6 protein-coding genes are annotated in these 16,991 nt (G+C 41.3%); 4 read left to right on the plus strand and 2 right to left on the minus strand.

Going from position 1 to position 16,991, the window contains the following annotated elements; translation table 11 throughout:
* The first annotated feature begins 813 nt into the window (after nt 1–813).
* The 3 genes from J2Z48_RS02960 (at nt 814) to J2Z48_RS02970 (ending at nt 3,800) form a co-directional block, all read left to right on the plus strand.
* On the plus strand, nt 814–1,737 hold the full coding sequence (locus J2Z48_RS02960) for an ABC transporter ATP-binding protein (protein ID WP_307250863.1): 924 nt from the start codon (nt 814–816) through the stop codon (nt 1,735–1,737).
* Nucleotides 1,730–2,962, plus strand: coding sequence for an ABC transporter permease (locus J2Z48_RS02965; RefSeq protein WP_307250865.1), 1,233 nt, complete (start codon nt 1,730–1,732; stop codon nt 2,960–2,962). The genes J2Z48_RS02960 and J2Z48_RS02965 overlap by 8 nt, the downstream gene beginning before the upstream one ends.
* 529 nt (nt 2,963–3,491) lie before the next feature.
* On the plus strand, nt 3,492–3,800 hold the full coding sequence (locus tag J2Z48_RS02970; protein ID WP_307250867.1) for a hypothetical protein: 309 nt from the start codon (nt 3,492–3,494) through the stop codon (nt 3,798–3,800).
* Nucleotides 3,801–3,996: 196 nt separating this feature from the next.
* Here J2Z48_RS02970 and J2Z48_RS02975 read toward each other — a convergent pair whose 3' ends face one another.
* Both J2Z48_RS02975 and J2Z48_RS02980 read right to left on the minus strand, forming a co-directional pair.
* Complete coding sequence (locus tag J2Z48_RS02975) at nt 3,997–4,968, minus strand: alpha/beta hydrolase fold domain-containing protein (RefSeq protein ID WP_307250869.1); 972 nt, start codon at nt 4,966–4,968, stop codon at nt 3,997–3,999.
* A gap of 196 nt (nt 4,969–5,164) precedes the next feature.
* Nucleotides 5,165–5,437, minus strand: coding sequence for a CD3324 family protein (locus tag J2Z48_RS02980; RefSeq protein WP_307250871.1), 273 nt, complete (start codon nt 5,435–5,437; stop codon nt 5,165–5,167).
* 683 nt (nt 5,438–6,120) lie between these two features.
* Here J2Z48_RS02980 and J2Z48_RS02985 point away from each other — a divergent pair.
* Nucleotides 6,121–16,908: a non-ribosomal peptide synthetase gene (locus J2Z48_RS02985; protein WP_307250873.1), complete on the plus strand. Its 10,788-nt coding sequence runs from the start codon at nt 6,121–6,123 to the stop codon at nt 16,906–16,908.
* Nucleotides 16,909–16,991: the final 83 nt, after the last annotated feature.

Consider the following 16,991-nt stretch of genomic DNA (forward strand, 5'->3'; position numbering starts at 1 on the left):
AATATACCCAAACGTCAAAAACGCTATTCTTTTCAGTATACAACTTGAGAGGATGGCGTTTTCTTCATGGGTCAGCAGCATCAACATGAATTTTATTTGTATGCTAAAGAGCTTCAGAAGCATCTTTGTTCTTCTGAGTTAGAAAAGTTAGCTAGGGAAATGGGCTTCAACAGGTGTATTCATAAGCCCTGAAGGGCTTAATAGCGTTCCAATGATACGGCTGTGACATTTCTCCAGCAGGTCTTCTCAATTTGATACTGTGTGTCGCCTATGAGTATACCAAGTCTCAGTCACAAGTAGCATAATTTTTTAAAACAGCCTCATTCAGGCTTATTTCGTGTGCCGATTTTCTGGGATTTACTGCGTTAATCTCTAGATAAATCCGCTTTCGCTCACGTTTTAGTGTTAGCTTGATGGTGATGTACCGTGACCCCTACAAACAATTGGAATTCAGATAATCACAAAAAATTAGCTCATAATCTTTCTATGGATTTATCTCAACAAAACCCTTCTCAAAAAGCACAGTCAGAAGGGTTTTGTCTACTGATTTATCTTAATCGTATCTTACAAAATATTAAGATACGATTAAGATAAATACATGGTACGTATTTCTTTCTTTATTTAATCTTATACATATAGTTTTTAAAAAATAAATAAAATTACATAGTAGATCGACCAAAATAAAAACAGCAGGAATAATCTGCAAAATCCACTGTGACTAGACCTTTCTTTTGGATCAATTGTAAATGATTTCAAGCGAATTTGCTCATCTAGAGTGAGAAAGATGCTTTTACTAACAAGGAGGAACGGAATATGGAGGTTCTTAGAGTAGATAACCTTACCAAGCAAATAGGTGGAAAAACCATTGTAAATCAGTTACATATGCAGGTGAACGAAGGAGAAGTTTACGGATTTCTCGGACCAAACGGAGCAGGAAAAACAACCACAATCCGGATGATTGTTGGACTAATCCAAGCAACCCAAGGAAGCGTTTGCATCTGTGGCCATGATATTAGAACTGATCGAGAACAAGCGATGAAGTGTGTGGGTGCAATTGTTGAAAATCCAGAAACCTACTCATATCTAAGCGGCTATAAGAACTTAATTCACTACGCACGATTAGCAGGAATTCCAAACAAAGAAAAACGGATCCAGGAAGTAGTAGAGTTTGTGAAACTAACTGACCGCATTCATGACAAGGTGAAAATCTATTCCCTCGGGATGCGTCAACGCCTAGGCTTAGCACAAGCATTGCTAGGTAAGCCGAAGCTGCTCATCTTGGACGAGCCGACCAATGGTCTTGATCCTGAAGGAATTCGAGAATTTAGAGGCTTAGTACGCCAGTTAGCTGATCAGGGAACAGCAGTATTCGTCTCCAGCCACATCTTAAAGGAGATGGAAGCGATCTGCGATCGAATTGCGATCATCAAAAATAGCCGAATCATCACAGAGCAAAACGTGGCTAAAGTACTGGAAGGACAAGGGCATAAAGTGCGGATTAAAGTGGATGAAGTCAAGCAAGTAGAGCACCTATTACAGCAAAATCAGTTTTCCTATCAAGTATTGGATCATCACACAATGGAGATCAAAATGGATGAAAGCGACTTTTCAGAGTTTATTCGCTTCCTCGTACTACAAAATATAAACCTGAGAAGTATAGAAACCGTAAAAGATTCATTAGAAGAATTGTTCTTTAACTTTACAGCAGACGAAGAAGGAGAAAAGAAAAATGCGTGATATTGGAGTTGTGATCCTGAATGAATGGATGAAAATGAGGTATCGTTTAAAGATTTGGTTGGTTTTTGGAATAACTATCTTACTTGCAGTTGGATTTTCTTTTTTGTCATTCTATGCAGATCAGTCTAAGGCCAAAGAAATCGTTTCTATGCAGAAAGATGAGCTTGCTGAAGGTACTAAAAAACTGGAGAAAATCAAAAAAAGCGGAGATGCTGAGGAAATAAAAGAATTAGAAAAATCGATTGAAAGAACAAAACAAGGTATCAATACTACAGATAATATATTAAAGGGGAGTTGGAAGTCTGCTATACAGAGTAAACTAGAGCAAGATAAAGCAGATCTCAAAAACGCGAAACAAGACAAAAAAATGGCTCATTCAGCATCAACTAGTAATTTGGAGAAACAGATTGCTTTTAATGAGCATTACTTAAAGCAAGACAAACGTCCCTTACTATCTTACGATTCTGGAACTTTTTCGAATACTGAATCAACAGCTTACTCTGCAACAAAAGATGTACTTGGTCTCGGACTACCTCTTATCCTACCATTGATGGTAATTCTGATCATAGCTGATATCGTGTCAGATGAAACAACACGAGGTACGTTAAAGTTACTCTTGATCCGACCTATTTCGAGAACTAAAATCTTATTTGGTAAATGGACTGCAGGTATACTTGCGACTATATTGTTGGCTGTTATCTTTTTTACCGTTGTTCTTTTAACAAATTTAGCTCTATATGGTACATTTGGTGCCCATGCCCCCGAATTTATGAATGTTTCATTTGTTGAGCATATGGTGGACAAATCGCCATTCTTCGAACCACAATACAGCGGGGCAACTCTTTTACCTGTTTCAGAAGCTTTATTCTATGGTTTTGTACACATGTTGATCGTTTCCATTGCGATTGCATCTCTGACTTTCTTATTCTCTACTATTTCTGCATCGCCTATGATTAGTACCTCCATTCCTATGATTATCGTCGTAGCTGGATCCGCTTTCCTTCTAATGTCTCTGAAAAGCTCTATCTTTAAATACTTTATTGGTACACACTTGAGTTTTACTAGTACATGGTTAGAAAGCACCACGGGTGTTAGTTCGTTCTATCTATTAACAAAATCTAATATAACTATGACTGGTAGTATCATCATTCTCTTGGGCTGGATTCTCATCCCTACTATTCTAGCAATTATTCACTTTCGCAAAAAAGATATCCTAAACGCCTAGTGCTCATAAACAAGACAGCATTTCTAGTTCACAACTGGAGAAGATTCTTGTTTATCTCTGTAAATAAATGATCTACTTCTCCCCTACACTTTCTGTTACGATACTGACATACATAAAAACTGGTTCTATCGAACTTGCGCTTTATATGGCTTGATCACAAGGTTCCTGCTCTAGTCCGCAAAGTAGATGTCAAGAAAGATAGAAGTTAATGAACAGTAGCATTCCAAGCCAGTTATCAAGAGATTTCAAACGTAACCATGTTCACTAACTCATTCATAAATCAATGTTCAGGTAAGTCATATCATCTATCTTTATGAACAACCATACTCGTAATCCTTATCTATCAACTGATTCGGCTTATCAATCAAGGTCGATAAATATCAAGCCTGAATCAAACTTACAGCATAGTTATGGCCAGTTACAGAAGGAACCTTATGCAAGGAAGTTTTAGAAGTGATGGAATTCAAAGGACAAGACGAATCCCTAAGTGAACTGGACCGGATAGCTCTCCAAATTGGAAAAAAGGTTCATGGAGGAGTTAGAAGAGCTAGAGGCTATCCCCATAAACCAAAAAAGAAGCAAGCGATCAAGACGAAAGAAATATAAAAATCTTCCGGATGGTGTAACTGCTGTGGAGGAAGACGACCCATCAGGAGCTTGTTTTCACTTTACTCATGATGAATTAGGGCGTATGGGTAAAATCGTACTAACACCACTTAAAGGGGTCACGGTACCGAAAAAGGAAAATTGTACGTTTGGACATATTTTAGACACAGTTAAGCTGACTTCCTGTACGTTAAGAACGCTCTCACTGAGAAAACGACTTGAGGATACATAAGTTCTCAAGTCGGGGCAAAACAAATCAAGACTAAAATGAAAAATAGCTAGAAAAAATAAGGCTCCTACCGTGTAGTCATATACACAAGGTAGGAGCCTTTTGTTATTAGATCTTCTCATACAACTTTCCTTGTAGTCGCGCAGAACCTCGGGTGAAATCAGAGTCTGAAGCGACTTGGATGTTTTGGAGCATAAAATCAAAGCATTCCTAATGCTCTCAGCAAGGCATGTTCACTAGATCTTGCGCCTTCCTGATTATAGTGGGCATTCGGAAACATCGGAGACAAATGGTGATAGCCGGGATAGACATGCAGTTCAACCAAGACACCGTCAAATGCCAACTGTTTTGTAAATGATAAGGCTTCATCAATAAATAAATCAATACTGCCAACGCTGATATAGGTTGATGGCAACCCGGCCAACGATTTGGCGCGCGCGGGCACGTAATATTCACTTTCTTCCGTCTGCCCGGGACTATGCCCTAATACAGATTCCCAGCCGAAATGGTTGCTACCTCTCGTCCAGACGAACTCGCCTGCAAAAGGATGCTTCGGAGAAACACTTGTGCGATCGTCAAGCATTGGACTACGTAGCCTTAAGTGATGTATGTCAAATTCCTTCTGGTCACGAATATATAGAGCGAGTCCCGCTGCCAGACCAGCACCGGCGCTGCTTCCCGCAACTGCGATCTTGTGTTTATCGATTCCCAAGTGATCTGCATGCTCCACGCACCACTTCAAGCCTGAATAGCAATCCTGCAATTGACTAGGTTGAACATATTCGGGAGCAAGACGGTACTTGATCGCCACGCAGCAGAAACCATGCTGGGCAGCAAGCGCTGCATTGCCAGCCCGGTCAACGACCGGACTCCCCATCACCATTCCGCCACCATGAATCGTATAGTATAAAGGTATTTTGTCATGCTTAGACTGAAGAGGCTTGATGATTTCGATATGTAGATCCGGACCGCCGAAATAACTTGGAACTGTTCTCTCTTCAAATGACACAGGGAACAATTTCGTAACATCGATTTGCGGTAGCATTTTGGCTTGATTTTCACGCGATGCCATCAGCGATACGGCGTTTAGATCGCTTGTCGGAAATAAATCAAGCGCGCTTGAAATCTCAGGATCAACTAGATGTCTGCTTCTACTCTTTTGTTTACTCATTGTTGCTTCCTCTCTTTCCTATATAGAACTAAGTTATCTTTAGCTCTTAGTGCGTTAGAAACAGGCTTCACTCTCTGGTTTACTATCCCTATTTTAAGCCGGCAAATGTGCTTATTTATATGACAACAATAACTTAGAATGAATGTTGACATAGATAAACAAAAGCACCGGTGAAGATCCTCACCAGTGCTTCCTGCTATTTCTTTTGCTTTGTATATACAATTCGCCTAATGGTATCAACTGAGAGAAAATAGTCCTTAGCAAGCTGTTCAATGCTCTTATTATTGCTGAAGGCCTGTCTGATGTCAGCATTACGGCGATCAATCCACTGTCTTCCGCCGTTCAGGCTGCCCCACTTCCGATCTGCTTTTTCTTGTTTCGGAATGTACAAGGTCTCTCCTTGAATATGTTGCTGGATTTCTTTAATCAGCTTGTTAGGCAGAATATGTTTGGCATTTGTATATTTCATTTGTGCTCCACTCCTTATTCTATATAGCAAAATAAGGTGCAAAGCCGAATTATCAGAAAGAACTAAGCAGCGTTAATCGTGTTTTGCCCCATGCAAAGTAACGCTTTTCCAATAACAGGCTTTGCATGAGTTGTGAAAGTCACAGACAATCCCGAGAGATTCTCCATCAGTAAAGCACCTCCTATTCTTATCGAGTGTAACACAAAATCTGTTCCCGTTTATTTTACGCACTTGTATTAGGGGTCCAGCCAACATTACGGGGAAATCAAGACCTAAATGAAAAAAGTGTGAAAAAATAAGGCTTTTACTTTGTTTACATGACTTCATAGTAAGAGCCTTTATCGTTTTCGGGGGATGGACAAAACACCCGATTACAAATAAAAAAAGTTTTAAAAGAATGAATTTATTATTTGTTTAAATACAATGTATTAAATTCAGTATTGTATTATTTATTTTAGCATGTTACTATATAGTAGAATTTTTAATTATAAATAAATATTTAGTGATATCTAATCGATGTTTCGGCACGTTAGGAGGAGCTAAAGATTATATAGGTTTTCTTTAACTTGCAGTCCAAATAACGAATGCATTATTTTGAATTTTATAAATTTAATACAGAGATTACGACTTGAATGTAGCCTCCCAAAAAATAGGTAGGCTTTTAATCTAGGGGGGTAATTAGATTGTCTAACAAAGATTTCATAAAGGAATATCCTTTATCAGAAGGTCAGAAGTTAATCTTTATTCATTATCATGTGAACTCTGATCAATCTACATACAACGAACCATTTGCTTGGTATATACATACAAGAGTTGATGTCGAAAACTTACGCCGTTCTTTTATTGAATTCATGAAGAGGCATGAAGTTTTTCGATCTATTTTTGTTTTAGAACAAGAACCTGTACAAAAGGTTTATCGGGAACCTATTTTCGATTTTGAGTGTTTGGATATGGAGGATGCAGATGATGTGTTTCTGCGAAATTATTTTTCGTCAGAAGCTCGTAGGCCATTTGTTTTAGAAGAAGGTGTAGCTTTTAGAGTTCGTGTGCTTCGTATTTCAGATGAGAAGTATATCCTACACTTTGTTTGTCATCATATTGTGTTGGATGGTTGGACTCTTTCGCTTATGCTGGATGAAGTTGGGTTGTTTTATAAACATTTTTGTGAAGGATCTGAGTTACGCCTAAATCCGGTAATGACCCAATATTCCGATTTTGTTGCTTGGCAAAAGGATGTTGTTCTAGGAGAACAGAGGGAAGAAGCGACTCGTTTTTGGAAAAAGAAACTCTCGGACGAGCTTCCTATATTAAGTTTACCAACGAATCCGAAATCTCCTACTAAGCTACCAGAACAAGGTAGTGAATTTTCATTTTCGTTACATGAAGAAACGACACGGGAGTTACGTGATTTTTGTCAAAAGCATCATTCTACAGTCAATACGGTCCTGTTTTCTCTTTATTCGGCTTTGCTATCTAGATTGACTGGGCAGGAACATATCGTAATCGGGACTCCGCGTTTTGGACGAAAAAAGAAAGATTTTCGGATGACAGCTGGTTATTTTGTCAACATGCTACCCATTCAAATTCAGCTTTCTAAAAAAGATTCTTTCCGAGATCTCTTGCATCGTGTACGTGAAGAAATGGATGAGTGTCTACAATACCAAGACTTTCCCTTTGCCCAGATGGTGGAAGAATGTGTATCGACTCAAGATAATAGTCATCATCCTATTTTTCAGACGGTCTTTGTATTGCAAAAGGCCTGGAAACAAGATGGGGCGATTGTTCTTGGAAATGCTACTAATTTGTTTGATGTGCATGGCTTACCATTTGAAACCATCAAAATAGTGAAACAAAATCCAAAATTTAACCTTTCTCTTCACGTTGAAGAAGAGATGGAGCGCATTTGTTGCCACTTTGAATATAACCATGATGTGTTGGATGTACATACAGTAAAGAGGTTTACTACCTATTTTGACCAATTGGTTCGTTCTTTTTTGGATCATCCAGATGGTCTTATTTCGGAAGTATGTTTGGTGCCTGAGTCGGAACAAAGGCAATTATTGGAGGACTGGAATCGTACTCAAACAGAGTATCCGCGAGAAAGTACCATTCATGAACTGTTTGAGAAGCAGGTAAAGTGCGTACCAGAGGATATAGCAGTTGTCTATAAAGAACAACAGCTCACTTATCGCGAATTGGATGAAAAAGCAAATCAACTGGCTCACTATTTGCAAAAGCGTGGAATTGGGCCAGAGTCTCTAGTAGGTCTATACATGGAGCGTTCTCCAGAGATGATGATTGGGATCTTAGGGATTTTAAAAGCAGGCGGGGCCTATGTACCACTTGATCTTTCTTACCCGGAAAACAGACTCTCATATATGTTGGAAGACGCAGATATTGGGATCATGATTACAGAGAAGGAAGTGAAACTCGGCTGGATTTCAGAGAAAGTGGACATGATTTGTTTCGATCGTGATCAAGAAATCATTTCGCAGGAGAGCAAACTTGCACCGATAAGTGAAGTAACTGCAGAAAATGTAGCGTATGTGATCTATACTTCTGGTTCTACCGGAAATCCCAAAGGTGTGATAGTTGGTCATCGGGCAGTCGTTCGATTAGTACAAAACACAAACTATCTTGATTTCAGCCAGAAGCATCGGATTTTGCAAACGGGCTCAATTGTGTTTGATGCATCTACCTTTGAGATCTGGGGTTCGCTGTTAAATGGAGGTGAGTTGTACTTGATCGATAAAGATCAAATACTTACTCCTCATGAATTAAAAGCGGCGATTGAACGATATCAGATTACAACGATGTGGCTGACTGCTCCATTCTTCTGTCAGTTGGTTGAACAAGATGAAGAGATTTTTGCAGGATTGAAGCACTTGTTGGTAGGAGGAGATGCTTTATCTCCGGAGCATATCAACAAAGTGAAGAGAAGATACGCTCAGCTAAGAATCTACAATGGGTACGGGCCGACGGAAAATACGACCTTTTCGACTGTATATGAAATTACAAAAGAACATAGTGAAAATATCCCAATCGGCAAGCCGATTGCCAATTCTACGGCTTATGTGATGAGTTCTCAAATGAAGCTTCAACCGATTGGTGTGATGGGCGAACTGTGTGTAGGTGGAGACGGATTGGCTAGGGGCTATCTACATAATCCAGAGTTGACAGCAGAGAAGTTTATGGATCATCCATTTGTACCAGGTGAGAAGCTGTACCGGACAGGGGATCTCGTGAAGATGCTGGAAGATGGCAATATCGTCTTCATGGGTCGGATCGATCATCAAGTGAAAATCCGTGGTTATCGAGTGGAGCCGGGTGAGATTGCGCAGCAATTGGTTACACATGAAGCCATAAAAGAAGCGTATGTGATGGTTCATCAAGAGGATTCAGGGAAGCAGTATCTCTGCGCGTACTATGTAACAAATGGCGAGGTGGGAGTGCCTGAGATACGTAGATATGCAAGAGAATTATTACCTGATTACATGGTTCCCTCGCATTTTGTAGAGATGGATCTATTACCACTTACGTTGAATGGAAAAGTGGATCGAAGAGCATTGCCTGAGCCGGATCAAGCGATCCAGTCTCACCATTATGTGGAGCCTACTAATGAAACCGAGGCGAAACTGGTTTCCATTTGGCGAGAAGTCTTGGGACTGAAGCAAGTAGGGACCCAGGATCACTTCTTTGATCGAGGTGGACATTCTCTGAAGGCGATGACGCTAGTCTCTAAGATACAGCGAGAATTTGAAGTAGAATTTAGTTTACAAGAAGTGTTTCAAGCACCTGTTGTAAAAGAGATGGCAAGTCTTATTCAAGAGGCAACGCAATCCGTCTATGCATCGATTCCGGTTGCGGAGTCTAGGGAGTATTATCCAGTTTCTTCGGAACAAAAACGAATGTATATGATTCAACAAATGGATCTACATTCAGTGGGCTATAACATGCCAAACTTCATACGTGTCAAAGGAAAGCTGGATATCGATCGGTTGGAGCATTTATTCCGTCAGTTAATTCAGCGGCATGCATCTTTCCGTACGTCCTTTGTCATGATCGAAGGGGAACCGCGGCAGATGATTGCATCAGAAGTTCCTTTCTCGATTACTCGAGTGGAAGCAACTCATCAGGATGCTAAGAGGATTGTGGATGAATTTACGCGCCCATTTGATTTAAGTCAAGCTCCGCTCTTTCGCTCTACCGTGGTGACACTTACTTCGGAAGAGTCTTTGTTACTACTAGATATGCACCATATTATTTCAGATGGTGTCTCGACGAGTCTTTTCTTTGAAGAAATGAAGAAACTGGATCGAGGAGAGACATTGCCAGAGATTCCGGTTCAATATAAGGATTACGCAGTCTGGCAACAAGAGCTTCAAGGATCGGAATGGATGAAGAAGCAAGAGAAGTATTGGCTAAGTGCGATGGATGGTGAAATACCGGTCCTGAATCTGCCTACTGACTATCCAAGACCACTCACGCGTAGCTTCGAAGGATCGAATGTAGAATTCTACTTACATGAGGAATTGACACAAAAGCTAAAGCAGCTGGCTCGTAGTCAAGATACGACGTTGTATATGACATTGCTCGCTTTATACACAACGTTGCTTCATAAATATAGTACGCAAGAAGATATCATCGTAGGTTCGATCACTGCCGGTCGACCTCATCCAGACGTAGAAAATGTCATGGGAATGTTTGTCAATACATTGGCGATGAGAAGTTATCCGGCTGGTACAAAATCATTTGATCAATTCCTACAAGAAGTAAAAGAAAATGTATTGGAAGCATTTAAATATCAAGATTATCCATTGGAAGAACTGGTAGATAAGTTGAATGTCCCCAGGGATCTAAGTCGGAATCCGCTGTTTGATACCTTATTTGCGATGCAAAATCTGGATATGTCCGAGATTACCTTGGATGGTCTTACCCTTTCTCCTTATGAGTATGAGTATCATGTTTCGAAGTTTGATCTCACCTTGGATGCCGCAGAAAAAGGGGATCGATTGTGGTTTAACTTTGAATATGATGTCAATCTATTTGAGCGGGAAACGATTGAGCGGATGGCAAGTCATTTGAGTCACCTCGCTACTCAAGTATGCCAAGATCCAGAAAAGGCGATCGCGGAACTGACCTTAGTGACGAGTCAGGAACAAGAGACACTACAGAGTTTGAATGAAACAACGGTCTTGTATCCAAACGATCAAACGATTGTGGGTTTATTTGAAGAGCAGGTAGTAAAATATCCTGACAATGTTGCGGTTGTCTATGAAAAGAAACAGATCACATACCGTGAACTAAATCAGAGAGCTAACCAATTGGCTCGCTATCTTCAGAAGCAAGGAGTTGGCTCGGAGTCTCTAGTAGGCTTATGCGTTGAGCGTTCTCTCGAGATGATGATCGGAGTTTTGGGGATTTTGAAGGCTGGAGGAGCGTATATTCCACTTGATCCAATGTACCCAGAGAAACGGCTTCAGTATATGTTAGAGGATGCGAACATTCAATTAGTCGTTACACAAAAAAGTCTATCAGAATCGAAATGGTTACCAGAGAGTATCCAATCCGTTTGCCTAGACCGGGATCAAGTGGAGATTGAGAAAGAAAGTACAGAAAACCTCATGATAAAGGTAAGCCCGAATCATCTGGCTTATGTGATCTATACCTCAGGATCGACAGGAAATCCAAAGGGTGTGATGGTCGAACATCATAATGTCATTCGTTTGATGAAGTCAACGGAGCATTGGTATCAGTTTGACGAGAGAGATACATGGACCTTGTTTCATTCTTATGCGTTTGACTTTTCGGTGTGGGAAATCTGGGGTGCTCTGCTTTATGGAGGAAAACTGGTCGTAGTTCCGTACTGGATCAGCCGATCACCAAAGGATTTCTATCAATTGTTAATAGAAGAGCAGGTTACGGTTCTCAATCAGACACCATCCGCGTTCCGTCAGTTGATTCAAGTATGTGAACAAGAGGATGAGAAGCAAAGTCTCTACCTACGCTATGTCATCTTTGGTGGAGAAGCTCTGGAGCCTACTAGTTTACTACCATGGTTTGAGAGATATGGGGATCAGAAACCTCAGCTGGTTAACATGTACGGCATTACCGAAACGACGGTCCATGTTACGTACCATCCGATTACAAAAGAGGATACACAGTATTCTTCCAGAAGTAACATCGGAAAACGAATTCCTGATTTAGAAGTATATGTGCTAGATGCTTATGGACAACCTGTGCCGATGGGTGTAGTAGGCGAACTCTATATTGGAGGAGCAGGACTTGCGCGCGGATATCTAAACAGACCTGAATTGACGGCAGAACGTTTCCTTCCGCATCCATTTAGCCATGATCTCGAAGCACGATTATATCGGACAGGCGATTTAGCGAGATACTTGGCCGATGGGAATCTGGATTATCTGGGACGAATTGATCATCAGGTGAAGATTCGGGGCTTCCGAATTGAACTGGGAGAGATTGAATCTGCTTTAAACACACATGCAACTGTAAAAGAGGCTGTAGTGATCGTTCGAGAAGACCAACCAGGTGATAAACAATTGGTTGCGTATATCGTAGGTAGCGGGGATATAACCGTTTGGAGGGAATATCTAAAGGCTCAACTGCCAAGTCACATGATTCCTGCATATTTTGTCCAAATGGAGGTATTACCACTTACTGTAAATGGAAAGATAGATCGAAATCGGCTACCAAAACCAGATCTTTCGGGACAAGTCTATCATTATGTGAAGCCAACCAATGAAACAGAGGTACGACTTGCTTCTATCTGGCAAGAAGTATTGGGAATAGGACGAGTCGGGACCCGGGATCACTTCTTTGATCTAGGTGGGCATTCGCTAAAGGCGATGCGATTAGTCTCCAAGATCCAAAAAGAATTTGAAGTTGACTTTGGACTACAAGAAGTATTTCAAACATCTACATTAAAAGAGATGGCAAAGCGGATTCGAGAGGCATCCCAATCGATTTATGCCGAGATTCCAGTTACTCAGTCGAGAGAATACTATCCGGTTTCGTCTGTGCAAAAGAGAATGTATGCGATTCAGCAGACGGACTTAGATTCGGTTAGCTATAACATGCCGATCACCATGCGGATCAAGGGAGATCTGGACGTAGATCGGTTAGAAGAGGCTATTTGTCAGTTGATCAAGCGTCACGAATCATTCCGTACTTCTTTTGCGATGATCGAAGGGGAAGCGCAGCAAATCATTGCGCCAGAAGTTTCTTTCTCTATTGCTCGAATGAAGTCAACGGAGCAAGAGGCAAAGAGATTAGTGGAAGAATTTGTTCGGCCGTTTCATTTAAACGAGGCCCCGTTACTACGTGCTGCTATGATCCAGATCGATTCGGAAGAGTCCTTGCTGTTATTGGACATGCACCATGTTATTTCGGATGGTGTATCCACCGATCTCTTCTTTACAGAACTCATGCAACTATACCGAGGGGAAGAGGTACCTGCGCTTCGGATTCAGTACAAAGATTATGCAGTGTGGCAACAAGAGATACAGGAATCAGAATGGATGGGTGAACAGGAGAAGTATTGGCTAAAGACCATGACAGGAGAGATTCCGGTACTTCATCTACCAACCGATTATCCGAGACCGCTTACCCGTAGCTTGGAAGGTTCGCATGTCGTGTTTCAGTTAAATGCGGAAGCGACGTACAAACTGAAACAACTTTCTCGTGATCACGATACGACCCTATATATGACACTGCTCACTCTATACACAACGTTTCTTCATAAATATAGTGCTCAGGAAGATATCATCGTAGGTTCGCCGATTGCGGGACGACCTCATGCGGACTTAGAGAATATCATGGGGATGTTTGTAAACACACTGGCGCTGAGAAGTTATCCGAGTAGTGATAAGACATTCTCTCAGCTATTACAAGAAGTAAAAGAACATATGTTAGAAGGGTTGAAGCATCAGGACTATCCATTCGAAAAACTGGTGGAGAAGCTGAATATATCGAGGGATCTGAGCCGAAATCCTCTGTTTGATACGATGTTTGCGATGCAGAACACAGATATGACCGATTTGATTCTAGGTGATCTCACGCTTACGCCGTATGAGCAGGAGTATAAAGGATCGAAGTTTGATCTCACTCTGAGCGCAGCAGAAGAAGGAGACGGACTCTGTCTTAACCTTGAGTACGATACCCATCTATTTAAGCGTGAAACGATTGAGCGAATGGTGAGTCATTTTCTTCATCTCATAGATCAAGTGTGTCAAGATCCAGAGCGAGAGATTGCAGAGCTGGCTTTGGTGACCAAGCAAGAAGAAGAGATCCTCGAAAGATGGAATGATACGAGGGCTTCGTATCCAACGAATCAAACGATTGTAGAGCTGTTTGAAGCACAGGTAGAGAAAACGCCTGAGCAAATCGCGGTGGTGTACAAAGCAGAATCTCTTACGTATAAAGAATTAGATCGACGCTCCAATCAGCTTGCTCATACGCTTCGTGCGAAGGGAGTAGGTAGAGAAACGATTGTTGGCTTAATGGTAGAGAATTCTATAGAAATGATAGTAGGTGCTTTAGGAATCTTGAAAGCAGGTGGTGCTTACCTGCCAATTGATCGAGAGTACCCACAAGCGCGGATTGACCACATGATCGAAGATAGTGGGACGAATCTACTATTAATCCAGAGTCATCTAGTAGAGAACATAACTACGAAAAGAGAAATTGAATCTCTCACCCCTGAATACTGGTATCAAGGATCTAAGGAACCGGTAAGTTGGAAAGGAAGTCCAAGTGACCTAGCCTATGTCATCTATACTTCTGGATCGACAGGGAAGCCAAAAGGTGTGATGGTCGAACATCGTTCTCTCGTAAATCTATCCTGTTGGCATGTTCAGGAATTTGAAATCACAGAACAAGACAATAGTACGAAGCTTGCTAGTGTTGGGTTTGATGCTTCGGTATGGGAAACCTTCCCGTATCTTGTAGCAGGGGCAACCATTCATATTATTCCAGATGAAATGCGTTTGGACTTGTACGGATTAAATCAATATTTTGAGCAAAATCGGATTACGATCAGCTTCTTGCCTACGCAACTGGGCGAACAGTTTATGGAGCTAGATAACCAGTCTTTACGTATTCTCCATGCAGGAGGTGATAAGCTGACGAAATATATCCCGCGGGACTATACATTGGTAAATAACTATGGTCCGACGGAAAATACAGTAGTTGCTACGAGCTTTGTAGTTGACGAGGTAACCGGGAATATTCCGATTGGTAAGCCGATTGATAACGTCCGTGTTTATGTCCTTAATTCATGTCAACAACTTCAACCAATTGGAGTGATCGGAGAGCTTTGTATAGGTGGGGAAGGATTGGCTAGAGGGTATCTAAATAAGCCCGAGCTGACAGCGGAAAAGTTTGTCGATAGTCCGTTTGTACCGGGCGAGAAGCTGTACCGTACAGGGGATCTTGTGAGGATGCTGGATGATGGAAATATTGCATTTATGGGTCGGATAGATCATCAAGTGAAAATTCGTGGTTATCGAATTGAACTGGATGAAATTACTTCTGTGCTTTTATCTCATCCAGCTGTGAAAGAAGCGGTTGTGGCACATCGACTGGATGCTAAGAATCAAGCTTATCTCTGTGCGTATATTGTGAGCGAGCAGGAGTGGCAGACAGAAGATCTGAAGTCCCATTTATCACGAAACGTACCTATCTATATGATTCCGGCTGCATTTGTACGAATGGAAGAGATTCCATTAACCGTTAACGGTAAGGTAGATCTACAGTCACTACCAGAACCAGAACTATCCACCCCATCCCAAAACGTTCTGGAACCTACCAATGATATAGAGGCGAAGCTAGTCTCTGTTTGGCAGGATGTATTAGGTGTAGATCCGATCAGCATCAATCAAAGCTTTTATGAGCTAGGTGGCGATTCCATTAAAGCTGTACAGATCGCCGCACGATTGAATTCATATTCGTTAAAGCTTGAGGTAAAGCACTTACTTCAACATCCAACGATTCAAGAGTTAGCCAAATACGTAAAAGCGAAGAAAGTGGAGATTTCACAAGGACTAGTTGAAGGAGAAGTCAACCTTAGCCCAATCCAAGAATGGTTCTTTGAAAGAGACTTTGTGGACCGACATCATTGGAATCAAGCGATGATGATGCGTCATGAAGGTCGTTTAGATCCAGATATCGTGGAGCAGGTATTCCAAAAAATAGTGGATCATCATGATGCACTTCGGATGAGATATCGATTTGAAGATGGAGTGGTAACTCAGATCAATCACGGGTTAGGGAGCAGGCACTTCACCTTAGAATCGATTGATTTAAGGATGGGGTCAGAGGATAGCTTACATGATCGAGTGCAGCAAGAAGCGACACGTCTAAATGGAAGTCTCGACTTAGAAGAGGGTCCACTTGTTCGTTTAGGCATCATTCAGACAAAAGAAGCAGATCATGTCTTAATCGTTATTCACCACTTAGTTATAGATGGGGTCTCATGGCGCATCCTCCTTGAAGATTTTGTTCAAGGATACCAGCAAGCTTTATCAGGTCAGGAAGTGAAATTCCAACCTAAAACTCATTCTTACCAAGAGTGGACATCTGAGCTGAAGAAGTATGCGGATAGTCATAAAATCCAGAATCATATAGATTACTGGAAAGGAATCGAACATACGGCAATTCAGTTATTGCCAAAGGATGCTAGCGGTACGATGAATCGATGGGCAGAGAGTGATACAGTATCCATTCAACTGGATACTGTACAGACCGAAAATCTATTGAAAAAAGTGCATCAAGCCTACAAAACCGAAATCAATGACCTATTGCTTATTTCTCTGGGACAAGCGATTCAAGAGTGGTCTGGAGAAACCCAGATACTCATTCAACTAGAGGGTCATGGCCGAGAAGAGATATTGGAAGGAATCGATATCAATCGCACCGTTGGATGGTTTACTTCGGCTTATCCAGTCATTTTGGATATGAAGCATTCGAAAGATCTCTCTCTTCAATTGAAGACAACCAAAGAAATGCTACGAAATATACCTAACAAAGGAATTGATTATGGAATCATTCGCTATCTGAGCAAAGAGGATCTCGAATGGAACCTACTTCCGGAGATTAGCTTTAACTATTTGGGGCAGTTTGATCAGGATCGAACATCGGAAGCGTTTGGCTTTTCTAAGCTGCCAGTAGGGGAGATGTTTAGTTCCCGCTCAGATAAGTTATTTCCGATTGATATAACGGGCTTGATTGAGCATGGAAGGCTTCATCTCCAGTTTAGCTACAGCACTCAGCAGTATTCAAAAGAGACGATCTCATCGATTGCTCACTCTTATAAGAATCATTTGCTTGAAGTGATGAAGCATTGTATGGAAAAGGAAGAAGTAGAGGTAACGCCAAGTGATTTTACCTCTTCGACTCTATCGATGGACGAGTTGGATGATATCTTTGGAGAATTAAGTGCGGAGTTGGGATAAAGAATTTGCATCGAGATGGAAACTTCCGATGGAGGAATTCCTTCATCGGGGGTTTTATCAATCATCAATCAGAGGTGAGTGGG

The sequence above is a fragment of the Croceifilum oryzae genome (assembly GCF_030814315.1).
In the GTDB taxonomy this organism is placed as follows: domain Bacteria; phylum Bacillota; class Bacilli; order Thermoactinomycetales; family Thermoactinomycetaceae; genus Baia; species Baia oryzae.